36 protein-coding genes are annotated in these 21,756 nt (G+C 48.6%); 2 read left to right on the forward strand and 34 right to left on the reverse strand.

All coding sequences use genetic code 11. The features are described from left to right. Window positions 1-167: 167 nt before the first annotated feature. Both WFJ73_RS30950 and WFJ73_RS30955 read right to left on the reverse strand, forming a co-directional pair. A complete protein-coding gene (locus WFJ73_RS30950) occupies window positions 168-389 on the reverse strand; it encodes a hypothetical protein (RefSeq protein ID WP_015847185.1) in 222 nt (73 codons plus the stop codon). 135 nt (window positions 390-524) lie between these two features. Then, window positions 525-1,148 (reverse strand): stage II sporulation protein M, encoded by a 624-nt coding sequence (locus WFJ73_RS30955; RefSeq protein WP_336776707.1) that lies wholly within the window; start codon window positions 1,146-1,148, stop codon window positions 525-527. Between the two features lie 121 nt (window positions 1,149-1,269). Between WFJ73_RS30955 and pdaB the strand changes: the two genes are divergently transcribed. Further along, window positions 1,270-2,094, forward strand: coding sequence for a polysaccharide deacetylase family sporulation protein PdaB (pdaB, locus tag WFJ73_RS30960; RefSeq protein ID WP_336776708.1), 825 nt, complete (start codon window positions 1,270-1,272; stop codon window positions 2,092-2,094). A 3-nt stretch (window positions 2,095-2,097) separates the two neighbouring features. Here pdaB and WFJ73_RS30965 read toward each other — a convergent pair whose 3' ends face one another. After that, complete coding sequence (locus tag WFJ73_RS30965; protein WP_201008882.1) at window positions 2,098-2,721, reverse strand: KinB-signaling pathway activation protein; 624 nt, start codon at window positions 2,719-2,721, stop codon at window positions 2,098-2,100. 185 nt (window positions 2,722-2,906) lie between these two features. Between WFJ73_RS30965 and gerD the strand changes: the two genes are divergently transcribed. Continuing rightward, the gene (gene gerD / locus WFJ73_RS30970; RefSeq protein WP_336776709.1) at window positions 2,907-3,617 is read left to right on the forward strand and encodes a spore germination lipoprotein GerD; all 711 of its coding nucleotides are present in this window, start codon (window positions 2,907-2,909) and stop codon (window positions 3,615-3,617) included. Between the two features lie 99 nt (window positions 3,618-3,716). Here the strand turns inward: gerD and WFJ73_RS30975 are convergent, their stop codons facing one another. The 31 genes from WFJ73_RS30975 to rpsC form a co-directional block, all read right to left on the reverse strand. Then, window positions 3,717-4,814, reverse strand: a complete 1,098-nt coding sequence (locus tag WFJ73_RS30975; RefSeq protein ID WP_336776710.1) for an Mrp/NBP35 family ATP-binding protein — start codon at window positions 4,812-4,814, stop codon at window positions 3,717-3,719. Window positions 4,815-4,911: 97 nt separating this feature from the next. Next, entirely contained in the window at window positions 4,912-5,718 is an 807-nt protein-coding gene (gene cwlD / locus WFJ73_RS30980; RefSeq protein WP_336776711.1) for an N-acetylmuramoyl-L-alanine amidase CwlD, read from the reverse strand. A 114-nt stretch (window positions 5,719-5,832) separates the two neighbouring features. After that, on the reverse strand, window positions 5,833-6,996 hold the full coding sequence (sat, locus tag WFJ73_RS30985; RefSeq protein WP_336776712.1) for a sulfate adenylyltransferase: 1,164 nt from the start codon (window positions 6,994-6,996) through the stop codon (window positions 5,833-5,835). A 63-nt stretch (window positions 6,997-7,059) separates the two neighbouring features. After that, window positions 7,060-7,755, reverse strand: a complete 696-nt coding sequence (locus WFJ73_RS30990) for a phosphoadenylyl-sulfate reductase (RefSeq protein ID WP_336776713.1) — start codon at window positions 7,753-7,755, stop codon at window positions 7,060-7,062. Window positions 7,756-7,951: 196 nt separating this feature from the next. Then, window positions 7,952-8,344: a 30S ribosomal protein S9 gene (gene rpsI, locus WFJ73_RS30995; RefSeq protein WP_127497520.1), complete on the reverse strand. Its 393-nt coding sequence runs from the start codon at window positions 8,342-8,344 to the stop codon at window positions 7,952-7,954. Window positions 8,345-8,362: 18 nt separating this feature from the next. Next, window positions 8,363-8,800: a 50S ribosomal protein L13 gene (gene rplM / locus WFJ73_RS31000; protein WP_127497518.1), complete on the reverse strand. Its 438-nt coding sequence runs from the start codon at window positions 8,798-8,800 to the stop codon at window positions 8,363-8,365. Between the two features lie 201 nt (window positions 8,801-9,001). Then, the gene (truA, locus tag WFJ73_RS31005; protein ID WP_336776714.1) at window positions 9,002-9,742 is read right to left on the reverse strand and encodes a tRNA pseudouridine(38-40) synthase TruA; all 741 of its coding nucleotides are present in this window, start codon (window positions 9,740-9,742) and stop codon (window positions 9,002-9,004) included. 385 nt (window positions 9,743-10,127) lie between these two features. Beyond that, window positions 10,128-10,493 (reverse strand): 50S ribosomal protein L17, encoded by a 366-nt coding sequence (gene rplQ, locus WFJ73_RS31010; RefSeq protein ID WP_091190749.1) that lies wholly within the window; start codon window positions 10,491-10,493, stop codon window positions 10,128-10,130. Window positions 10,494-10,541: 48 nt separating this feature from the next. Further along, the gene (locus WFJ73_RS31015) at window positions 10,542-11,486 is read right to left on the reverse strand and encodes a DNA-directed RNA polymerase subunit alpha (protein ID WP_015847197.1); all 945 of its coding nucleotides are present in this window, start codon (window positions 11,484-11,486) and stop codon (window positions 10,542-10,544) included. Window positions 11,487-11,612: 126 nt separating this feature from the next. Then, entirely contained in the window at window positions 11,613-12,008 is a 396-nt protein-coding gene (rpsK, locus tag WFJ73_RS31020) for a 30S ribosomal protein S11 (protein WP_015847198.1), read from the reverse strand. Window positions 12,009-12,028: 20 nt separating this feature from the next. Continuing rightward, window positions 12,029-12,397 carry a 30S ribosomal protein S13 gene (gene rpsM / locus WFJ73_RS31025; protein WP_015847199.1) on the reverse strand — a complete coding sequence of 123 codons (369 nt, stop codon included), beginning with the start codon at window positions 12,395-12,397 and terminating at the stop codon, window positions 12,029-12,031. Window positions 12,398-12,415: 18 nt separating this feature from the next. Then, window positions 12,416-12,529, reverse strand: a complete 114-nt coding sequence (gene rpmJ, locus WFJ73_RS31030; RefSeq protein WP_003333770.1) for a 50S ribosomal protein L36 — start codon at window positions 12,527-12,529, stop codon at window positions 12,416-12,418. Between the two features lie 45 nt (window positions 12,530-12,574). Then, window positions 12,575-12,790 (reverse strand): translation initiation factor IF-1, encoded by a 216-nt coding sequence (infA, locus tag WFJ73_RS31035; protein WP_015847200.1) that lies wholly within the window; start codon window positions 12,788-12,790, stop codon window positions 12,575-12,577. 2 nt (window positions 12,791-12,792) lie between these two features. Beyond that, window positions 12,793-13,074: a KOW domain-containing RNA-binding protein gene (locus WFJ73_RS31040; protein ID WP_015847201.1), complete on the reverse strand. Its 282-nt coding sequence runs from the start codon at window positions 13,072-13,074 to the stop codon at window positions 12,793-12,795. A 6-nt stretch (window positions 13,075-13,080) separates the two neighbouring features. Beyond that, entirely contained in the window at window positions 13,081-13,839 is a 759-nt protein-coding gene (gene map / locus WFJ73_RS31045) for a type I methionyl aminopeptidase (RefSeq protein ID WP_336776715.1), read from the reverse strand. Then, a complete protein-coding gene (locus WFJ73_RS31050) occupies window positions 13,839-14,489 on the reverse strand; it encodes an adenylate kinase (RefSeq protein WP_336776716.1) in 651 nt (216 codons plus the stop codon). Before WFJ73_RS31050 ends, map begins: the two co-directional genes overlap by 1 nt. An 89-nt stretch (window positions 14,490-14,578) precedes the next feature. Further along, complete coding sequence (gene secY / locus WFJ73_RS31055; protein WP_336776717.1) at window positions 14,579-15,880, reverse strand: preprotein translocase subunit SecY; 1,302 nt, start codon at window positions 15,878-15,880, stop codon at window positions 14,579-14,581. Beyond that, complete coding sequence (gene rplO / locus WFJ73_RS31060) at window positions 15,881-16,321, reverse strand: 50S ribosomal protein L15 (protein ID WP_015847205.1); 441 nt, start codon at window positions 16,319-16,321, stop codon at window positions 15,881-15,883. Window positions 16,322-16,365: 44 nt separating this feature from the next. Then, window positions 16,366-16,545, reverse strand: coding sequence for a 50S ribosomal protein L30 (gene rpmD, locus WFJ73_RS31065; RefSeq protein ID WP_015847206.1), 180 nt, complete (start codon window positions 16,543-16,545; stop codon window positions 16,366-16,368). Window positions 16,546-16,558: 13 nt separating this feature from the next. After that, the gene (gene rpsE, locus WFJ73_RS31070) at window positions 16,559-17,056 is read right to left on the reverse strand and encodes a 30S ribosomal protein S5 (RefSeq protein WP_015847207.1); all 498 of its coding nucleotides are present in this window, start codon (window positions 17,054-17,056) and stop codon (window positions 16,559-16,561) included. A 30-nt stretch (window positions 17,057-17,086) separates the two neighbouring features. Beyond that, on the reverse strand, window positions 17,087-17,455 hold the full coding sequence (rplR, locus tag WFJ73_RS31075; RefSeq protein WP_127497502.1) for a 50S ribosomal protein L18: 369 nt from the start codon (window positions 17,453-17,455) through the stop codon (window positions 17,087-17,089). Window positions 17,456-17,516: 61 nt separating this feature from the next. Then, the gene (gene rplF, locus WFJ73_RS31080) at window positions 17,517-18,059 is read right to left on the reverse strand and encodes a 50S ribosomal protein L6 (protein ID WP_336776718.1); all 543 of its coding nucleotides are present in this window, start codon (window positions 18,057-18,059) and stop codon (window positions 17,517-17,519) included. A gap of 30 nt (window positions 18,060-18,089) precedes the next feature. Continuing rightward, window positions 18,090-18,488 (reverse strand): 30S ribosomal protein S8, encoded by a 399-nt coding sequence (gene rpsH / locus WFJ73_RS31085; protein WP_015847210.1) that lies wholly within the window; start codon window positions 18,486-18,488, stop codon window positions 18,090-18,092. A 31-nt stretch (window positions 18,489-18,519) separates the two neighbouring features. Then, entirely contained in the window at window positions 18,520-18,705 is a 186-nt protein-coding gene (locus WFJ73_RS31090; protein ID WP_015847211.1) for a type Z 30S ribosomal protein S14, read from the reverse strand. 26 nt (window positions 18,706-18,731) lie between these two features. Further along, complete coding sequence (gene rplE / locus WFJ73_RS31095) at window positions 18,732-19,274, reverse strand: 50S ribosomal protein L5 (protein WP_091190722.1); 543 nt, start codon at window positions 19,272-19,274, stop codon at window positions 18,732-18,734. A gap of 31 nt (window positions 19,275-19,305) precedes the next feature. Beyond that, window positions 19,306-19,659 carry a 50S ribosomal protein L24 gene (gene rplX, locus WFJ73_RS31100; protein ID WP_091190720.1) on the reverse strand — a complete coding sequence of 118 codons (354 nt, stop codon included), beginning with the start codon at window positions 19,657-19,659 and terminating at the stop codon, window positions 19,306-19,308. A gap of 69 nt (window positions 19,660-19,728) precedes the next feature. After that, entirely contained in the window at window positions 19,729-20,097 is a 369-nt protein-coding gene (gene rplN, locus WFJ73_RS31105) for a 50S ribosomal protein L14 (RefSeq protein WP_015847214.1), read from the reverse strand. A 48-nt stretch (window positions 20,098-20,145) separates the two neighbouring features. Beyond that, window positions 20,146-20,409, reverse strand: a complete 264-nt coding sequence (gene rpsQ, locus WFJ73_RS31110) for a 30S ribosomal protein S17 (RefSeq protein ID WP_336776719.1) — start codon at window positions 20,407-20,409, stop codon at window positions 20,146-20,148. 51 nt (window positions 20,410-20,460) lie between these two features. Further along, window positions 20,461-20,661 carry a 50S ribosomal protein L29 gene (gene rpmC, locus WFJ73_RS31115; protein ID WP_091190718.1) on the reverse strand — a complete coding sequence of 67 codons (201 nt, stop codon included), beginning with the start codon at window positions 20,659-20,661 and terminating at the stop codon, window positions 20,461-20,463. Beyond that, complete coding sequence (rplP, locus tag WFJ73_RS31120; protein ID WP_015847217.1) at window positions 20,651-21,085, reverse strand: 50S ribosomal protein L16; 435 nt, start codon at window positions 21,083-21,085, stop codon at window positions 20,651-20,653. Before rplP ends, rpmC begins: the two co-directional genes overlap by 11 nt. A 2-nt stretch (window positions 21,086-21,087) precedes the next feature. Next, on the reverse strand, window positions 21,088-21,750 hold the full coding sequence (gene rpsC, locus WFJ73_RS31125; protein WP_015847218.1) for a 30S ribosomal protein S3: 663 nt from the start codon (window positions 21,748-21,750) through the stop codon (window positions 21,088-21,090). Between the last annotated feature and the right edge of the window lie 6 nt (window positions 21,751-21,756).

The raw sequence follows: 21,756 nt of genomic DNA on the forward strand, positions 1-21,756 counted from the left end.
CGCTTTTCCGTTATTTCTAACGGGGCAGTTTCGCTCGTTGTTCAGTTTTCAAAGAACAATTTGTTTTTCGTGTCGTTCGCGTGTTTCTCAGCGGCGACAAGAGATAATATATCATGGACGTCTATAGGATTGCAACCCTTTTTTTAAACTTTTTTTACTGGATTTTTCTACCGGTAATTTCGCACGTTTAATGCGTAACGGGATAGCTCTTTCGGAGATGCGATACGGGCATACATACGGAAGATAATCTTATACCGTCTTGTAATAGCTTGCTTAATATCTCCGTCTAAACGATTGTCATTCAGATCAAGCAGCATCTCATCTAATTCTTTGCGCAGGACGTAATCGAGTTCTTTGCATTCTTTGTCGTTGAATAGAATTCCTAGCATAACTAATGTGCGCCCTCCTAAGCTGTATTGGCCCTGCAGCTAAGTTTTGCTGCGGCAATCGAAAATAAAAGCGGCGTCTTGCGATTACGCATCACGACGCCGCCTTACTGTTATGCTCAATTAATCGGAAAAATATTACAACGAACTTACCCAAACGCTAACTGTACTTTCAATTACCGCCGCAATAAGCAATGCCACCGTTAGCATAACGACTACCGGGACGGACCTAATCATGAAATATTCGATCTCCCGGCCGGATTTGCCCGCTTCCTTCCCCGGAATAACGATCCTTCCTATTGCCTTAAGCAAAAGAACGCCAAATTTCATCCCATAGGCGCATGCCACTACGATCGCGGGGATCTCGATTATTCCGTGAGGCAGCAGCCCCAATACAACCGTTAGCATATCCCCAGTCCCCTGCGTCTCTGCCACATGCTGCAGCAAGAAGCCTACAACCATGCCGTTAAGAACCAGGAAGAAAATCGGGATGATCCCGAAGATCGCACCTATATAGATGATAAAGATGGACTTGATCGCATTGTTTAAAAAGATAAAGACCATAAAGGCAAGCGTCGGGTTCTCCGTCTGCTCCAAAGATTCAGCCACGCTGCCGAGTGCTTTTAGCTGCTGCTCGAGATAATCGCTAAATGCGCTGTTGGTTCCTCCGACGACAAGTCCGGCAAAAAACAAAATGAATCCAAACGCGATGTAGGGATTCATGATTTTGAAATGGGCTTTTATTTCAGACCAGCGAAACATGCCTCTTCTCTCCTTTGTAACTTCTTTATGAATTGGTTTGAACAAGCATGAATATCTTGGATGTGTACGAGCATAGGATTGTACTAGAACAAGCTTCCAATAGAAAGGAGAGCCTTATCAGATGAACTTTTTCTATGTACTGAACGGACGAAAATTAAAACGCAATTTCCTTCTTGTTCTCGCACTCGTATTCTCTGTAGGGGTTATTTACGCAGAAAGAGACAACATCACGGTGTTCTCACCACAGCAGCCGGCCGCAATATACAGTGTCCCTACGGATAAGAAGGTCGTAGCCCTGACATTCGACATTAGCTGGGGGGACAAGCGTACGGAACCGATTCTGAAGGTATTGAAAGACAAAGGGGTTACCCAGGCAACCTTCTTCCTGTCTTCGCCTTGGAGCCAGTCTCATCCCGACATTGTCAAAGATATCGTGAATGACGGCTTTGAGATCGGCAGCCACGGCCACAAGCATGATAACTACAGCAAGCTTAGCGATGAAGAGATCCGTACGCAAATTACAACCGCGCATACGATCCTCACCGACCTGACCGGCAAGCAGCCGAACCTGATTCGCCTCCCTAACGGAGATTTCGACAAACGCGTTCTTCGTATAGCGGAAGAGCTTAACTACAAAGTAATCCAATGGGATACCGATTCTATGGACTGGCTGAACATTGGAACGGACAAGATTATCAACCGTGTCGTAAGCCGTGCCCATAATGGAGACATTATTCTTATGCACGCCAGCGATTCGGTGAAACAAACGCATGAAGCGCTACCTGTAATCATCGATGAGCTTCGTGCGAAAGGCTATGAATTCGTAACCGTATCGGAGCTGATTAATCAAACCGAGTCGGAAGGCCGCGCTGTTCAGGACAAAACGACCTCTCTTACGATGCTTGGACTCGAAGATGCAATGGCAGCAGCGGATACTGGCTATTGATTATTACGCGACCGGCTTTGCAGATGTTGCAGAGTCGGTTGTTGTATTTTTTTGAAGCAATCGGTGCAGCATGAGGATTTGGTAAGCATTGCAGACAAATAAAGGGATAATCATAAAGACGATAGCCGAAATGTTGGTCTCCCCTTGAAGAGCCGGCCAAGCTTCCACGAAGGTAACAAAAAACATCAAAAACGCGGTTGGCACAAATGCGCTTGGTTTGGTCTGCTTGGCTTTGACGTAGGCCACGGCCAAGGAGCAGATCAAAAGAACAAGCGGCAGCACCCAGAAGAACCAGTTGTTGGTCCGCTGCTCATAAAGCATATAACCGAGGCCAAATACGGCAAACACCGTCGTATAGCCCTGGAGAGCGTTCCAGAGATAGCTTTTGCGGAAAATGCTTAATGCAATGTAATTCAGGGTCAGGTATGCAAAAAAACCCATTTGGCTGAATGCCCCTATCAATAAGCCGACCATCGCCATCATGAAGGCGTTGAATCCGGCAGCCTCTAGCCCCATAAATCCGAAGGACGGGTCCGTCCATTGCATGATCAATCCGCTGATGACTGAAACGACAGCCCCGACGGCCATGCAGGTCCAAAAAAGAAAAAACCATCTTTTCAAATTCATAATTCCGTTATCCTCCTTCATGTGTGGCGAGGACCGTGCCATTGTAAGCACTTTCCTGTGCCAACCATTATTTTACCACGTTCGTCATAAAAAGCTAACTACAAAGCCATGATAATCCCGTGAACTTTAACGCATACTACGTTTAAATACAGCAGTGGTAATCATAGAAGGGAGATCGTGGGAGCATGCGCATGCGATTGGCTTTATTAACGGCGCTTTCCGCCCTAACATTTGTCTTAACAAGCTGCGGTGCGGAATCTTCAGGAGGCAACAACCAACAGATCAGCTATAAGGATATGAAGTCGATGGTTATTGACATACTGAAAACCGAAGATGCTCAAAAAGCTCTGCAGGAATCTGCCCAGCAAATGTCCGGCTATAACGGCAGCGGAACCAAGCTGTTGTCTGTACAGGATCAGGAGCAGGTGCGCCTTGCCGTAAAAGACGTAATGGTTTCTCCGGAATACGACAAGGTCATCCGGACTTTAATGACGGATACCCGTTTTGCCGGTGAATTCGCCAAGGCCGTAAACAAGCAGAACAAGGACATTCACAAGGAACTGATGAAGGACCCGACGTACCAAGAGCAAATGATCAAAGCGTTCAAAACGCCTGAAATGGACAAAATGATTCTTGAAGTGCTGCAAAGCACGCAATATAAGAAGCAGGTTATGTCTCTGATGCAAGAATCGATGCAAAACCCTCTCTTCCGTCTGGAAGTTCTGGATCTGATGAAAAAAGCAGTACAGGAAGAGCTTAAACCAAAGCCGGATGAAAAGGTTGACAAGAAATCGCAAGAAAGCGGCGGCGGTGGCGACGACAGTTCCTCCGGGGATCAAAAACAAAGCGATGATGGCGGCAGCGGTGAAGGAGACGGCTCTGATTCTTCGACTTAACCGTGACATAGATGAAATGAAAGTTATACATGCATAAAAAAGCCCGGACCGGGTCGAGAGCCTAAGCTCTCTTCCCTATCCGGGCTTTTATTTTTGAAATTAACGGCCGCATTTTCGAATAACTTGTTCGGCAATATCCAAATAGAGCGCGCCTGTCTCGCTCTCGGCTTTATATACCGAAGGCGAGAAATCCGGCTCGGAAATATGATTATCCGGCTGTCCCAGCGGAATTTGGGCGAGCAGCTCCGCATGCAGGGATTCCGCAAGATGGGCGCCGCCGCCGCGTCCGAAAATATACTCCGGTTCGCCGCATTTGCTGCATTTGTAATAGGACATGTTCTCCACCACGCCAATAATCTCATGCTCTGTTTTGATGGCCATCGCGCCTGCACGGGCCGCTACAAATGCCGCTGTCGCATGAGGTGTGGTTACGATAATTTCTTTGCTCTGCGGGATAATCTGATGGACGTCGAGCGCCACATCGCCCGTGCCCGGAGGCAGGTCAAGGAGAAGATAATCCAATTCGCCCCATTCGATCTCGGCAAAGAAGTTGCGAAGCATCTTGCCCAGCATCGGCCCGCGCCATACGATCGGGCTGTTGTCTTCCACGAAGAAGCCCATCGACATGACTTTGACGCCATAGCGTTCGATTGGGATAACGCGCTCGTTCACGATTTCGGGGCGCGTCTCGATGCCCATCATATCGGGCACGCTGAAGCCGTAAATATCCGCGTCGATGATGCCGACGCGTTTGCCTTTGCGGGCTAAGGCGACCGCGAGATTGACGGTCACCGTCGATTTGCCGACGCCGCCTTTGCCGCTGGCGACGGCGATGAATTGAGTGCCGCTGCCGGCGGCAAGCAGCGGGCTTTCGATTCCGGCCCCGTGCCCTTGTACGGGGCCCTTTGCCGCGGCCGGCTGGGCTTTGCCGCCGGCGGCTTGTCCTTGCGGCGCGGCAGCTGCGCCTGCGCCGCCCTCCAGCGCGCGAAACCGGCAATGCACGGTTTCGGCGCCAGCCCGCGCGAGCGCAGCGCGCAGCGCGGTTTCCAGCGAGGGACGAATGTCCTCGCTGGCTGTCAGGACCGTCATCGATACTTGACGGTCCTTCACAACAACATCGCGGACGGTAACGGAATCCGCGTTATATTGGGCCGTCACAGAACCGACGGCCTCCAGAGCTTGTTCACGTGTCAACATGAATGAGTCCCACCTTTATGTAAGAGAGTAGTTGTAGGTGTAAGCGTAATAGTAGCTGCTTATTTAAAATGATTATAACATATTAAGCGGGACAAGGTTAATTTGCCGGTTCAGCCTCCAAGTCCGAGGCAGCATCCGTCGCTGTACCCGTACTCAGCTTTTCCCCCGAGGAATAACGGAGAATGCCCTGATAGATTGAAGCGGCCACCTGGCGCTGGTAATTGGAATCGGCCAGACGCGCGGCTTCACCCGGGTTGGACAGGAATCCGACTTCAACAAGTGCCGTCGGAATGTCATCCAGCGCTTTAAGAAGGTACACGTTATTTTTATCCTTTATGGCTACCCGGCTCGTGTTTTCCAGATTGCGTCGGATCTCGTTTTGTATAAACGTGGCAAGCACCTGGTTGTCCGGATGATTAGCCGGGTTAAAAAACGTTTGAGCTCCCGACCATTTAGCGGAAGGAATACTGTTCATATGAATGCTGACGACAAGGCTTGGCTTACTCTCCTTGATGTTGGCCACACGCTTCAGCAAATCCTCCGTCTTGCGCTTGGCATACCCCTTCGTATCCTGCCCTGCCAGATCGTAATCCCCTGCCCTGGTAAGCAGCACAATAGCCCCTGCCTGCTGCAGGTAATCTCTGAGGTACAGCGCAATCGCGAGGTTTAAGTCTTTTTCCACTACCCCCTCCTTGCTTACCGCACCACCGTCAACGCCTCCATGACCCGCATCAATCGCAATTGTTTTCCCCGATAAAGGCAGCGTCCAATAACCCCAGGTTCGGGATACCGGTTCGCCTCCTTGAGTAAGCAATACCCAGGTCAACACAAGCGCTGCCATGCCACCCGCAATGCGGAGCGCTCCTTTATAGGTCATCCATACGACCACACGTTTTCGGCGCATAAATAAAACCACCTCGTTCCCATACAAATGATCTCCTTATCATTTATATGGGACGAGGTGGTTGTTTATGATGGCCAAGCTGCAGTTAGACTTTGCTTAGCCGCATTAATTTAATTAGACCGGTTTCGGTGCCATGCCTTCAATCAGAATCTTTGCCACTTCCGGACGGGAGAATTCCGGCGGAGGGGAAACGCCGTCGCGCAGCAGTGCGCGAACTTTTGTCCCCGACAGCGTCAGGTGATCTTCTTTGCCATGCGGGCAAGTTTTCGTAGTAGCCATGTTACCGCATTTCGTGCAGAAAAAGCTGTGCTCGAAGAACAGCGGCGTAATGCCAAGGTCATCGGCTGGGATTGTTTTTAGCAGCTCCTGCGCCTCGTAAGTTCCGTAGTAGTCGCCTACGCCGGCGTGGTCGCGGCCTACGATGAAGTGGCTGCAGCCATAGTTCTTGCGAACAAGCGCATGGAAGATCGCTTCGCGCGGGCCTGCGTAACGCATAGCCGCCGGGAACACGCCCAAAAATACACGGTCTTGCGGGTAGTAGTTCTCGAGCAGAGCTAGATAGCTCTTCATCCGTACGTTTGCGGGAACGTCATCGGATTTAGTCTCACCCACAAGCGGGTTCAGGAAAAGAGCATCAACAATTTCCATCGCTGTTTTCTGAATGTATTCATGCGCACGGTGAACCGGGTTGCGCGTTTGGAAGCCAACAACGGTTTTCCAGCCTTTTTCAGCAAAAATAAGGCGAGTTTCCGATGGATCGAAGTAGAACTCGCCGAATTTGTCAGGCTGCGGACGGTTCAGAACCGTAATGGCGCCGCCAACATAAGTAGATGGACGGGAAAGCAGCTTTTGAACGCCTGGATGCTCCGGATCGTCGGTTTTGAATACGTTAACCGCTTCTACCTTCCGATCAACCGCGTAGATGCTCTCTACATCGATAATCGCGTAAGTAACACCGTCTTCCCCTACAAGGGCAGCACGCGTACCTGCTTGCAGCTCCGCAGCCTTTGCTTCTTCTACGGCGAGTGTAATCGGAATACTCCATACCGTACCGTCAGCAAGACGCATTAGCTCTACAACCGAGCGATAGTCTGCCTCGTTCATGAAGCCGGTAAGTGGCGAGAATGCCCCAACAGCAATCAGATCAAGATCAGATACCGTCCATTTATTAATTACGATTGTATTCAAAACCTTCGCTTCATCCAAAAGCGCCTCGCGCTGCTCGCCACTAGCGAGACGATTAACGAGCTCGCCGCCATGCGGTAAAATCTGACTCATTGCTGTTAGCCTCCTTGGGTTCGTGGCCCCCAATTGCCGGCTGTTTCAAGTGCTTTAACGATCTTATTTATGCAGACCGCATTCGGTTTTCTCTTGACCGGACCAACGTCCCGCGCGAGGGTCTTCGCCAGGCATAACCTGTCGCGTGCAATACTCGCAGCCAATGCTTGGATAGTTGTTGTCATGCAGTGGATTGTAGATTACATCGTTCTCACGGATATAATTCCATACGTCTTCCGAAGTCCAACCGGCAATTGGATTGAATTTAATCAGACCGAATTTAGTATCATATTCAACCTTCTTCGCATTGGCGCGTGTTGGAGCTTGGTCACGACGGATCCCCGTAATCCATGCTTCGTATTTAGACAAAATTCTTGTCAGCGGCTCAACCTTACGGATGTTGCAGCAAGCGTTAGCGTCGGATTTCCACAGCTCGGCGCCATGCCGCTCTGCTTGCTCTTCGGGCGTGATCAGCGGTTTAACTTCAACAAATGGAATACCTGGGTAACGCTCTACCATGCGGTCACGCGTCTCATACGTTTCTTTAAAGTGAAAGTCTGTATCCAGGTAGAAAATATCTGTTTTCGGGCTGATTTTTTGCAGCATATCGACCAGTACAACATCTTCCGCACCAAAGCTGCAAGCAAACGTAATATTAGGGAATGCTTCGACTGCATAGGCCAAAATCTCTTGTGGCGTCGCATTTTCAAGCTCTTCCGCTTTTTGCTTAACCAATGCTTCTTTTTCAAACAGGTTCATGGTTTTGCCCTCCATTTGTAATTCCAAGTAAGTTCATATGCTATTAATTAAAGTATACGTTCTAATACGCAAATGATCAATAATAGTTTTAACCAAAATGAAATAAAGTTTTGTCTGCGGATCCAAATGAACATGCACTCTTTGGGGAAACAAAAAACACCCTCTCCGCAAGCAGAGAAGGTGTTTGGTTTCGATATTAACGTTTCGAGAACTGTGGCGCGCGACGTGCCGCTTTAAGACCATATTTTTTACGTTCTTTCATGCGTGGGTCACGAGTCAGGAAGCCAGCACGTTTCAGAGCTGGACGGAACTCAGGGTCTGCTTTAAGCAGAGCACGGGAGATACCGTGGCGGATAGCGCCAGCTTGACCAGCCATACCGCCGCCGTTAGCGATAACGATAACGTCGTAGTTATTCAAAGTTTCAGTCAGAACCAATGGCTGCTTAACGATCAGCTTCAATGTTTCCAGACCAAAGTATTCATTCAGGTCGCGTTTATTAACAATGATTCGTCCTTCACCCGGCACCAAACGTACACGTGCAACAGAGTGTTTACGACGACCGGTTCCATAGTATTGTACTTGTGCCATGAAACTGTCCTCCCCTTATTAGCCGCGAAGTTCGTAAACTTCTGGATTTTGTGCTTGATGCGGATGCTCCGAACCAGCGTATGCTTTAAGTCTAAGCTTCATTGCGTTACCTTGGCGAGTTTTTGGCAACATGCCGTGAACAGCCAATTCGATAGCGCGATCAGCTTTTTTAGCGATCATTTCGTGAGCTGGCGTTACTTTCAAACCGCCAGAGTAGCCCGAGTGACGATAGTACATTTTGTTTTGCATTTTCTTGCCAGTCAGAACAATTTTCTCTGCGTTGATTACGATAACGAAGTCACCAGTATCAACGTGAGGAGTAAATTGCGGTTTGTGCTTGCCGCGGATCAGGCTAGCAGCTTCAGTAGCCAGACGGCCAAGCGTTTTGCCAGCAGCATCGATGATGTGCCATTTACGCTCAACTTCATTAGGCTTAGCCATATACGTAGTACGCATGGATGATCCTCCTTAGTTCCATTACAGTTAAAGTTTTATTAAACAACGTTTCACGTTTTTACAGTTAGTTGAATCGGGTGTTGCATGCCAAGTTTGTGTCAGTCTTAGTCGGGGCTGTGGGATAGCCACTAAGAAAGCACAAGTTATATTCTACTATAGATAATGGCCTAAATCAAGAAGTTATTAATTGTTAATTCGCTTTTATTCCGGGTATTCAACCTTCATCAGCATTAGACCGTGAGGCATCGCCGTTGGGCCGGCAAGAGAACGCTTGCGGCCTTCCAATATGCGCGCCATATCTTCCGGCTTCAGCTTGCCGTGGCCGACATGAAGCAGCGTGCCCATCACGATTCTGATCATGTTATAGAGAAATCCGTTACCTGTCATATACATATGGAGCATTTGCCCTTCACGCTCGAGATAAGCCTCGTAGATAGTCCGAACATGATGCGGCTTAGTCGAGTGTATGGACGTAAATGAAGTGAAGTCATGTTCCCCCACAAGGAAGCTAAGTCCCTTCTGCATGGCTTCAACATTAAGCGGTGTAGGATGATGGAACGCATAACGGCGATAGAACACATCCGGAAACTTCCCCATGTCAATCGTATAGCGATACGTCTTCCGCTTCGCTGAACGCCGGGAGTGAAAAGCTTCCGGTACTTCATGCGCTTCGAGAATAACGATATCCTTCGGTAGGCGCGTATTCAGGGCAATGGCCCAACGCTCGGCCGGAATCGTAGATTCCGTCAGAAAGTTGAATACTTGTCCCATGGCATGCACGCCGGCGTCCGTTCTGCCCGATCCGAGAATAATAATATTCTCGCCGGTCAGCTTCTTGATTGCCAGTTCGATTTCTTGCTGGATGGTCCGTCCGTACGGCTGAGACTGAAACCCGTTAAAGTCCGTCCCGTCGTAGCTTATCGTCGCTGCTATATTCCTCATCCTTCATCACTTCCCCATCTGTTAACAACTCACGTAATTAACATTCAATCCCCTTAATTCAAAAGGGTGGACCCTTTTCGGCCGCACTTTTTTCTTGCCTGTTTGAAAAGGTTTGCTATCGGGGTAGTCGTGTGCGGAATGAAAGGTTTTGTCCGGAGAAGCGTAGCGTTCGCCTTTGTTCACAGATTTCAACCGCTTAAGCGTGTTGTAATGAAGAAATCTGTGAACAACAGCGATCGGAGGACAAACCTTTCATGCAGCACACTCGACACCCCCATAGCCCTTTTCACTACAGGCAATAAAAAAAGGTGGCCTCAAGGGTCCACCCTTTCTCACCGCGAAACGTAGCTCAACCGCTTAGAGCGGCGAGCTGATTACGCTTGTGTTACGCACGGTCAACCAGTTCCAGGTACACCATAGGCGCAGCGTCGCCACGGCGAGGTCCCAGTTTCAAAATCCGTGTGTATCCGCCCGCACGTTCCGAGTAACGGGTGGCCAGCTCGGAGAACAGCTTTTGGATTGCATCTTGCTCTCCATCAACAGTTTCACGACGAACGTATGCAGCTACTTGACGACGAGCGTGCAAGTCACCTTTTTTCGCTTTCGTGATCAGCTTTTCAGCGATAGAACGAACCTCTTTCGCTTTAGCTTCTGTTGTTTGAATGCGCTCATACAGGAACAGGTCAGTAACGAGGTCACGGAACAATGCTTTCCGCGCGCTAGCGTCACGGCCCAATTTTTGATATGCCATTTTGTTTTCCCCTCCCTTGCCTATAGTCTGTTCTAGATGTTCAAGCTTCTACTCTTCCATGCGCAGGCCAAGACCCAGCTCTTCCAGCTTCTCTTGAACTTCCTCGAGGGATTTACGGCCCAGGTTACGAACCTTCATCATGTCCTCTTCGGATTTCGTGATCAGCTCTTGAACAGTGTTAATGCCTGCACGTTTCAAGCAGTTGTAGGAACGAACAGACAGATCCAGTTCTTCGATTGTCATCTCCAGAACTTTCTCTTTCTTGTCCTCTTCCTTCTCGACCATGATTTCCGCGTCTTTGGCTTCATCGGTCAATCCGACGAACAGGTCCAAATGCTCTGTCAAAATTTTAGCGCCAAGGCTTACAGCCTCTTCCGGTCTAATACTGCCGTCAGTCCATACTTCAAGCGTAAGCTTGTCGTAGTTGGTTACTTGACCAACGCGGGTATTTTCAACGCTGTAATTGACACGGGTAATTGGCGTGTAAATCGAATCAACGGGAATAACCCCAATCGGTTGATCGTCCCGTTTGTTACGGTCCGCCTGGACGTAACCACGTCCGCGATTGGCAAAAATTCGCAAATGGAGCCGCGCGCCGGAGGCCAAGGTTGCGATGTGAAGATCAGGGTTCAAAATCTCGACATCGCTGTCAGCTCGAATATCCCCTGCCGTAACGATTCCTTCGCCTTCAGCGTCGATTTCCAACACCTTTTCTTCATCGGAGTGGATTTTCAACGAGAGGCCTTTCAAGTTCAGAATGATCTCAGTTACGTCCTCGATCACTCCAGGAACCGTAGAGAACTCGTGAAGCACTCCGTCGATCTGAACAGATGTTACTGCCGCACCTGGCAGCGATGACAACAAAATTCGGCGAAGCGAATTTCCAAGCGTCGTGCCATATCCACGCTCGAGCGGTTCTACTACGAAACGCCCGTATGTTCCATCCTCATTCAAATCTACGGTCTCGATTTTCGGCTTTTCGATCTCAATCACTAATAGTACCCTCCTTCAAACGTCGCTCCGTTACCATTCGTATTGTTTAGTCAAATCTCGTAGTATGCCAAACCTTCACAACCATTATTCACAAGTTGTTGTTATTTGATACCACAGCGGATCCAACTATACGCGACGACGTTTCGGCGGACGGCATCCGTTGTGAGGAACTGGCGTTACGTCTTTAATCAGGTTAACTTCCAGACCTGCTGCTTGAAGCGAACGAATCGCTGCTTCGCGGCCTGCGCCAGGACCTTTAACCATAACCTCAACTGCTTTCATGCCATGCTCCATCGCTGCTTTAGCTGCTGCTTCAGCTGCCATTTGCGCTGCGAAAGGCGTGGATTTACGCGAACCCTTGAAGCCCAGGTTACCGGAGCTTGCCCAAGAGATTGCGTTGCCATGAGGGTCAGTGATCGTTACGATCGTGTTATTGAATGTCGAACGGATGTGTGCTACGCCCGACTCAATATTTTTCCGGTCACGACGTTTTGTACGAACGACTTTTTTAGGTTTTGCCATTGCCCTATTTCACCCCTTTATTATTTCTTCTTGTTAGCTACAGTCCGACGAGGACCTTTACGCGTACGCGCATTTGTTTTCGTACGTTGACCGCGAACAGGCAAGCCACGACGATGACGAACGCCACGGTAGCAGCCGATCTCAATCAGACGTTTAATGTTAAGCGAAATCTCACGACGAAGGTCGCCTTCCACTTTAACGGATTTGTCAATTGCTTCGCGCAATTTAGCAAGTTCGTCTTCTGTCAGATCGCGAACGCGAGTATCAGGGTTCACGCCAGTAGAAGCCAGAATCTTTTGCGAAGTTGTTTTGCCAATACCGAAAATGTACGTCAGGGCGATTTCAACGCGTTTATCACGCGGAATATCTACACCAGCAATACGTGCCATAAGCCATTGTCCCTCCTTTTATCCTTGTTTTTGTTTGTGTTTCGGATTTTCACAAATTACCATAACGTTGCCTTTGCGACGAATGACTTTGCATTTTTCGCAAATCGGCTTTACCGAAGGTCTAACCTTCATTGTGAATTACCTCCCGAATCCTTCGAGAGCAAACCGCGAGGCGGCCTACTTCCGATAGGTGATGCGCCCTCTTGATAAATCATAAGGCGATAACTGTATAACCACTTTGTCCCCAGTCAGAATACGGATGAAGTGCATTCTGAGCTTACCGGAAACATGTGCGAGAATTTGATGACCGTTCTCCAGCTCCACCTTGAACATGGCATTCGGCAGCGGTTCGATTACCGTACCTTCGACCTCAATGACGTCTTCCTTAGCCACCGTCATTCTCCTTTCGCATGTGCGTACTTCTGAATCACATAACGTAACTTGGCATTGGTCACCCTGCCCGTTTCAAGCAAGCTGCTTGTAACTTCGCTGCTTATAGCGGGTTGTAACTCGAGATGCAGAACGTTCTTTTTCTTCGGTTGATCAAACCTGCGCTTATCGCCATCGACGATCAGTACGAAGCGTTCGTCAACAATTTCAATAATAACAGCGTAGCTGTTCTCATCTTTGCCCCGAAGCACCTTAACGATTTGACCGATTTGCGGTTGCTTATCCATAACAGATTACACCGACTTCGGTAGTTTCGTCAAAATTTCGAATCCGTCCTCCGTTACGGCAACCGTGTGCTCGAAGTGAGCGCACCAAGAGCCGTCTTCCGTTACGACCGTCCAATTGTCTTCAAGCGTGCGAACGTAACGTTCGCCGATGTTGACCATAGGTTCGATGCAAAGCACCATTCCTGGCTTAAGACGCGGCCCGCGATCCGGAATGCCGTAATTCGGAATTTGCGGTTCCTCATGGAGGTCCTTGCCAATACCGTGTCCGACAAATTCCCGTACAATCGAAAAGCCCGCCGCTTCGGCAACCTGTTGAACCGCATGCGATATTGTAAATAAACGAACATCTGGGCGGATCAGATTAAGCCCTGCGTACAGAGATTCTTCTGTCACCTCAAGCAACCGCTTGACTTCATCCGATACGTTGCCGACCGGATAGGTCCAGGCCGAGTCGCCATGATAGCCTTTGTATTGCGCTCCAATGTCGATGCTTATAATATCGCCTTCGTTCAACTTACGAGGTCCGGGAAAACCGTGTACCAGCTCGTCATTTACAGAAGCGCAAATGCTGGCAGGAAAACCATTGTAACCTTTGAAGGATGGCTCAGCGCCTTGGCTGCGGATGTACGCCTCGGCCAGCTGATCGAGCTCCTGGGTCGTAACCCCGGGCTTTACCGCTTCAGCCATAATCCGATGTGTCTCCGCTACAATGCGACCGGCTTCCCTCATATATCGCAGCTCCGAATCGGATTTGCAAATGATCATTACAATGAACCTCGCAAGCAGGAAACAATCTCGGCCGTAACCGTATCGATTTCCTTCTCGCCGTCGACTTCGCGAAGTAGACCTTTACCGTTGTAGTAGTCAAGAAGCGGCGCGGTTTTCGAGATATACTCGTCAAGACGCGTTCCGACTTTCTCTTCCGTGTCATCCGACCGTTGGTACAATTCGCCGCCGCATTTGTCGCAGACGCCTTCTTGTTTCGGTGGGTTGAACATTACATGGTATGTCGAGCCGCAAGCTTTACAAATGCGTCTGCCAGTCAGACGGGCAAGCAGCAAGCCGCGGTCAACTTTCAAATTAACAACATGGTCAATGCTGAGGCTCAGTTCAGTAAGCATAACATCAAGCGCTTCGGCTTGCTGCAGCGTACGTGGAAAACCGTCAAGCAAGAAACCTTTATTGCAATCGTCTTGAGCAAGACGTTCTTTGACAATACCGTTCGTGATCTCGTCGGGAACGAGTTTGCCTTGATCGACATACTCTTTCGCTTTAAGACCGAGCGGAGTCCCCTGTTTCATCGCAAGACGGAATGCATCGCCTGTCGAGATGTGCGGAATACCGAACTCGACAACGATACGTTCTGCCTGCGTACCTTTACCGGCCCCCGGAGGACCCATGAATAAAATGTTCATTCCGTCTTCCTCGCTTTAAGCACAATAGGCTCGTGCGGGTTCCGTTCATCGCGTTTGCGACGTTACGGAATCCCGGTCGGAACCTATTGTTATTTATTGATAAACCCTTTGTAATGGCGTTTTATCAACTGGCTCTCGATTTGCTTCATCGTATCAAGTGCAACACCGATAACGATAAGAAGCGAGGTACCGCCAAGTCTTACCGAAGCAGGCAATCCGGCGATTTCGCCGAATACCACTGGCAACAAGGAGATAACGGCCAGGAAAATCGCACCCGTCAGCGTAATCCGCGACAATACGCGAGTCAAATAAGAGGATGTTGGTTTACCAGGACGAATGCCTGGAATGTAACCGCCATTCTTCTTCATCTGATCCGCCATTTGAACCGGATTGATCTGTACGAATGTATAGAAGAACGTGAACCCGATAATCAGCAGAACATACAGTACCATGCCAAGCGGCTGTGTGTACGTCAGGTTATGCATGATCCAATCTGCCCAAGTGGCACCAGACCAGAACTGAGCGATTGTTGCCGGGAACATCAATAACGAAATTGCGAAAATGACCGGAATAACACCTGCACCGTTCACTTTCATTGGTATGTGAGTCGATTGACCGCCATACATCTTCCGACCAACTACGCGTTTAGCGTATTGAACCGGAATCTTACGGATACCTTGTTGTACGAAGATTACCCCTACAATAATCAGTACAATCGCCACTGCGATCAGTACAACTTTGCCAATGCCCCAGAACAGGTTGCCATCTTGCGCTGCGAATTCTGTCGAGTAGATCGTACGAATATGTTGCGGAATGCTTGCTGCAATAGCGGCAAAGATCAGAATCGAGATACCGTTACCGATACCGCGTTCTGTAATTTGTTCGCCAAGCCACATCAGGAATGATACGCCCGCTGTCAGAACGAGAGCGATGAGCAAGTAATCTACAAATGTCGCATTTGGAACCATCTTATAGCTGTATTGACGATTGAAGCCGATTGCTGTTGCAAAACCTTGCAATAAACCAAGGATTACCGTGCCGTAACGTGTAATCTGCGCGAGCTTTTTCTTCCCGTTCTCGCCTTCCTTCGCCCATTCCGCGAATTTAGGGATAACGTCCATCGATAACAGCTGTACGATGATCGAAGCCGTAATGTATGGCGCGATACCAATCGCGAAAATGGAGAAGTGGTACAACGCACCGCCGGAGAACGTGTTAAGCAAACCGAACAGATTTACACCGGATTGGTCAACCTGTTTGAATACATCTTTGTCAACGCCTGGCGCCGGAATAAAAGCTCCGATGCGATAAACAAGCAGTATGAAAAGGGTGAAAAGGATCCGCTTGCGCAAATCCGCCACTTTCCAAATGTTGGACACGGTGTTAAACAATTAGATCACCTCGGTTTTACCGCCGGCAGCCTGGATTTTCTCTACCGCAGATTGAGAGAACTTGTTTGCTTTTACAGTCAATTGAACCTTAACTTCGCCATTACCCAAGATCTTAATGCCCGCCAAAGGATTTTTGATGATCCCTTGCTCAAGAAGAACTTCTGGAGTAACTTCGGAACCTGCTGCAAATTTGTTCAGCTCTTCAATGTTAACGATAGCGTACTCAGTGCGGAAACGGTTATTGAAACCGCGTTTCGGCAAACGACGGTACAATGGGTTTTGGCCACCCTCGAAACCAGGGCGTACACCGCCGCCGGAACGAGCGTTTTGACCTTTATGACCCTTACCAGATGTTTTACCGTTACCGGAGCCAATACCGCGACCTTTGCGCTTTGCCACTTGCGTGGAGCCTGGTGCTGGTGCGAGTTCATGCAATTTCATCGTTCTTGCACCTCCTTATTTATTTCTTATAGCAAGCAAGTTGCTTACACTTCTTCTACTTTGATCAAGTGGCTTACAGCGTTAATCATGCCGCGAACAGCCGGGCTGTCGTTCAAAACAACGGATTGGTGAATTTTCTTCAGACCGAAGGATTCAACAGTCGCGCGTTGTTTTTCGTTACGGCCGATCACACTGCGAACGAGGGTGATTTGCAATTTTGCCATCCTATTCCCCTCCTTAACCTAACAGCTCTTCGACAGTTTTTCCACGAAGCTTCGCAACATCTTCCGCGCGCTTCAGGCGGGAAAGACCTTCAAGCGTTGCGTTAACCATGTTCATGGAGTTCGAAGAACCAAGCGATTTCGTCAGGATATCGCCTACACCAGCCAGTTCGAGTACTGCACGAACAGGACCGCCGGCGATAACACCTGTACCTTTGGATGCCGGTTTCAGAAGAACTTCACCTGCACCGAAATGTCCAACTACAAGATGGGGAATTGTTGTTCCTACGAGTGGAACGTGGATCAGGTTTTTCTTAGCGTCTTCAATACCTTTGCGAATCGCATCAGGTACTTCGCCCGCTTTACCGATCCCTGCGCCTACGTAGCCTTTGCCGTCGCCGACAACTACGAGCGCACTAAAGCTGAAACGACGTCCGCCTTTAACAACTTTAGCAACGCGGTTGATGTGGACAACTTTTTCAGTTAGTTCTAACGTATTTGGATCTACACGCAAGTCGATTAACCTCCTTATAAGTAAATTCGACTAGAATTCCAGACCAGCTTCGCGTGCTGCTTCAGCAAGCGCCTGAATTCTGCCATGATACAAGTAACCACCACGGTCAAATACGATTTGGGATACCCCTTTCGCTTGAGCGCGTTTAGCGATCAATTCGCCAACTTTGCGAGCTGCTTCAACGCTGCCGCCGTTGCCGATTGCTTCTGCCAGTTCTTTATCCACTGTGGATGCGGATGCAAGCGTTACGCCTTGTACGTCATCGATCAGTTGAGCATAGATATGCTTCGCCGAACGGAATACCGAGAGACGTGGACGAGCTACCGTTCCGTTGATTTTTTTACGAACACGCAAGTGTCTTTTCAGACGAGCCTTGTTTTTATCGCCTTTCGTAATCATTCAAGGTTCACTCCTTTCCTTCTGCCTTATACCGCTATTTTAAGCAGCCCAATCAGACTGCTTATTTCTTCTTACCAGCTTTACCTTCTTTGCGGATGATGCGTTCGCCTTCATACTTGATACCTTTGCCTTTGTAAGGCTCTGGTTCACGTACGGAACGGATTTGAGCAGCAACAGCGCCTACGCGCTCTTTGTCGATACCGCGAACAGTGATTTTCGTGTTCGCAGGAACTTCGAACTCAATACCGGATTCAGGTGCAATCTCCACTGGGTGGGAATAACCAACGTTAAGAACGATCTTATCGCCAGTTTTGTTCGCACGGTAACCTACGCCTACCAGCTCCAAGTTTTTCGAGAAGCCTTCGGTAACGCCGCTCACCATGTTAGCGATGACGCTGCGAGTTGTTCCGTGCAAGGAACGATGCAATTTATTATCGGAAGGACGTTCGACTACGATCTCGTTCTCCGCAACGTTCACTTTCATATCCTTGTGAATTTCACGGGAAAGGGATCCTTTCGGTCCTTTTACAGTAATAACCGAGTTGTCCAGGCTGATGCTTACGCCAGCTGGTACTGTGATCGGTTTGCGACCAATACGGGACATTGTTACACCTCCAATCTTGTGACTAGTTAATTACCAAACGTAGCAAACGACTTCGCCGCCTGCTTTGCCTTGGCGTGCTTCTTTATCGGTCATAACCCCTTTGGATGTGGAAATGATAGCAATTCCCAGACCACCCAAAACGCGTGGGATTTCAGTCGATTTTGTGTATACGCGCAGACCTGGTTTAGAAATACGTTTCAGACCAGTGATAACGCGCTCTTGGTTAGGGCCGTATTTCAAGAAAATACGGATAATCCCTTGTTTGTTGTCTTCGATATATTCAGCATCGCGGATGAAGCCCTCGCGTTTCAGAATTTCTGCGATTTGCTTCTTAACTTTCGAAGCGGGCAATTCCACGGTTTCGTGACGAACAACATTCGCATTACGAATGCGTGTCAGCATATCTGCAATCGGATCAGACATAACCATTTGTGTTAACCTCCTTCCCGAACTAGGCTGATTACCAGCTTGCTTTTTTAACGCCAGGAATCTGGCCTTTGTATGCTAATTCGCGGAAACAAATCCGGCAAATTTTAAACTTTTGCAAAACAGAGTGCGGACGGCCGCAACGTTCACAGCGCGTATAGGCACGCACTTGGAATTTCGGTGTACGTTGTTGCTTCACTTTCATCGAAGTTTTTGCCACTTGGTATTACACCTCCTAGAAGTGGATTACTTCGCGAACGGCATGCCCATTTGGGTAAGCAGTTCACGAGATTCTTCGTCCGTTTTAGCCGTCGTGACGATGACGATGTCCATACCACGAACTTTATCAACTTTATCATACTCGATCTCTGGGAAGATGAGTTGCTCTTTCAGGCCAAGCGTATAGTTGCCGCGACCGTCGAATGCTTTCGTCGATACACCGCGGAAGTCACGTACGCGTGGAAGCGAGATGTTGAACAGCTTGTCAAGGAAGTAGTACATGCGCTCGCCGCGCAGTGTTACTTTAACCCCGATTGGCATGTTCTCGCGAAGTTTAAAGCCCGCGATGGACTTCTTCGCACGAGTTACAACCGGCTTTTGACCGGAGATTTGACGAAGCTCGTCGACAGCGACATCAAGCACTTTAGAGTTAGCAACCGCTTCGCCAACACCCATGTTGATGACAACCTTCTCGATCTTCGGCACTTGCATTACAGTCGTATAGTTAAACTTCTGCATCAATGCAGGCGTAATTTCGTTAAGAAATTTATCTTTCAATCTTGCTGCCATTATTTATGGACCTCCTTTCCTACAGTAACGATTAGTCGATCACTTCGCCGGAACGTTTTGCGAACCGGACTTTTTTGCCGTTGTCCAGCACTTTGTATCCGATACGAGTAACTTTACCGCTCTTCGGATCAATGTGCATCACGTTGGAAACGTGAATTGGAGCTTCTTGCTCGATAATTCCGCCTTGTGGGTTCACTTGGGACGGACGAGTGTGCTTCTTAACAAAGTTCACGCCTTCTACGAGTACGCGGTTTTCACGCGGATACGCAGCGATTACACGGCCTTTTTTGCCTTTATCCTTACCGGAAATGACGATAACCGTGTCGTCTTTTTTAACGTGAAGCTTGTTGTTGTGCGATTCAAGAATCTTTTTCAGTCTTGGCATTGATTACACCTCCTGCTCACTAAGCTTTCAGGCTATATCGCGATCCCTGTTAAGCACAGGGCATTTGTCTTAGATAACCTCTGGTGCAAGCGATACGATTTTCATGAAATCTTTATCGCGAAGCTCACGGGCAACAGGTCCAAAAATACGAGTACCGCGCGGGCTCTTATCTTCTTTAACGATTACAGCTGCGTTCTCATCGAATGCGATGTAAGAACCGTCTTTACGACGAACTGCACGCTTCGTACGAACGATAACAGCTTTAACAACGTCACCTTTTTTGACAACGCCGCCTGGTGTTGCTTGTTTTACAGAGCACACGATCAGGTCACCGATAGCGCCTACGCGACGGCCAGTACCGCCAAGAACACGAATACACATCAGTTCTTTAGCTCCGGAGTTGTCAGCAACACGCAAACGAGTAAATGGTTGAATCATCTCAACGTCCTCCTTCCGGGAAAATGCTCATTCACTGATTATAACATCTTAAAGGACAACTGCCACTTCAACAACTTCTACCAATCTGAAGCGTTTGTCTTTCGAAAGTGGACGAGTCTCCATGATTTTCACGACATCGCCAATTTTCGCTTGATTGTTCTCATCATGCGCTTTGAACTTTTTCGTGTATTTGATGCGTTTATGGTACAAATCGTGTTTTTTGTATGTTTCAACAGCAACAACGATTGTTTTGTCCATTTTATCGCTAACGACTTTACCGATTTGAACTTTGCGGGCATTACGTTCGCTCATGTTCTTCCTCCTTCCTTAAACCGTGGTAACCCTAAGTCAAGGACAGCTATATTAGCTGCTGATACCGAGTTGTCTTTCATGCAAAATGGTTTTAGCGCGAGCGATATTCTTACGCACGTCACGAATACGTGTCGGGCTTTCCAGTTGGCCAGTAGCCAGTTGGAAACGAAGGTTGAAAAGCTCTTCTTTAAAACCAGCGATTTTTTGTTCAATCTCAGCAGAGGTTAGGTTGCGAAATTCACTAGCTTTCATTTGCTTCACCACCTACTTCTTCGCGTTTCACGAACTTCGTTTTGATCGGCAGTTTGTGGGACGCGAGGCGCATCGCTTCACGAGCGACTTCTTCGGAAACACCAGCGAGTTCGAACATGATCTTGCCTGGTTTCACGACTGCAACCCATTTTTCAACGTTACCTTTACCGCTACCCATCCGAACTTCGAGAGGCTTTTGAGTGATCGGTTTATGTGGGAAGATTTTAATCCACACTTTACCGCCACGCTTGATATAACGAGTCATTGCGATACGAGCCGCTTCAATTTGACGGTTCGTAATCCAAGTTGGTTCAAGAGCTTGCAAGCCGTATTCGCCGAAAGCTACTTCAGTGCCGCCTTTAGCGCGACCTCTCATATTTCCGCGTTGTTGCTTACGGTGTTTGACACGTTTAGGTACCAACATGATTAGTTGCCTCCTTCCTGGGGAGCTTTCTTCTTAGCTGGAAGGACTTCGCCGCGATAGATCCATACTTTTACGCCGATACGGCCGTAAGTTGTATGTGCTTCAGCTGTGCCGTAGTCGATGTCTGCGCGCAGTGTATGAAGCGGTACTGTACCTTCGCTGTAGCCTTCCGAACGAGCAATTTCAGCACCGCCGAGACGACCGCTGACAGCAGTCTTAATCCCTTTAGCGCCTGCACGCATCGAACGTTGGATCGCTTGTTTCAAAGCACGACGGAAAGAAACACGACGCTCCAGTTGTTGCGCGATGCTTTCAGCTACAAGAATAGCGTCCAGATCTGCTTGTTTGATTTCGGAAATATTAATGTGAACTTTTTTGCCTTTAGTGATTTTGCCAAGCTCCGTGCGAAGGCTTTCTACTTCAGAACCGCCTTTGCCGATAACCATGCCTGGCTTAGCAGTGTTAATCGTTACGTTAACGCGGTTAGCCGCGCGCTCGATCTCGATGTGGGATACTGCTGCATCCTTCAGTTTGTTCTTCAGGTATTCACGAATTTTCACGTCTTCTAACAGAAGATCGCCGAAGTCTTTGCCAGCGTACCATTTGGATTCCCAATCACGGATAATCCCGATACGAAGACCGACCGGATTTACCTTTTGACCCACACGTTA

The sequence above is a fragment of the Paenibacillus sp. MMO-58 genome, assembly GCF_037146255.1.
Lineage (GTDB): Bacteria > Bacillota > Bacilli > Paenibacillales > Paenibacillaceae > Pristimantibacillus.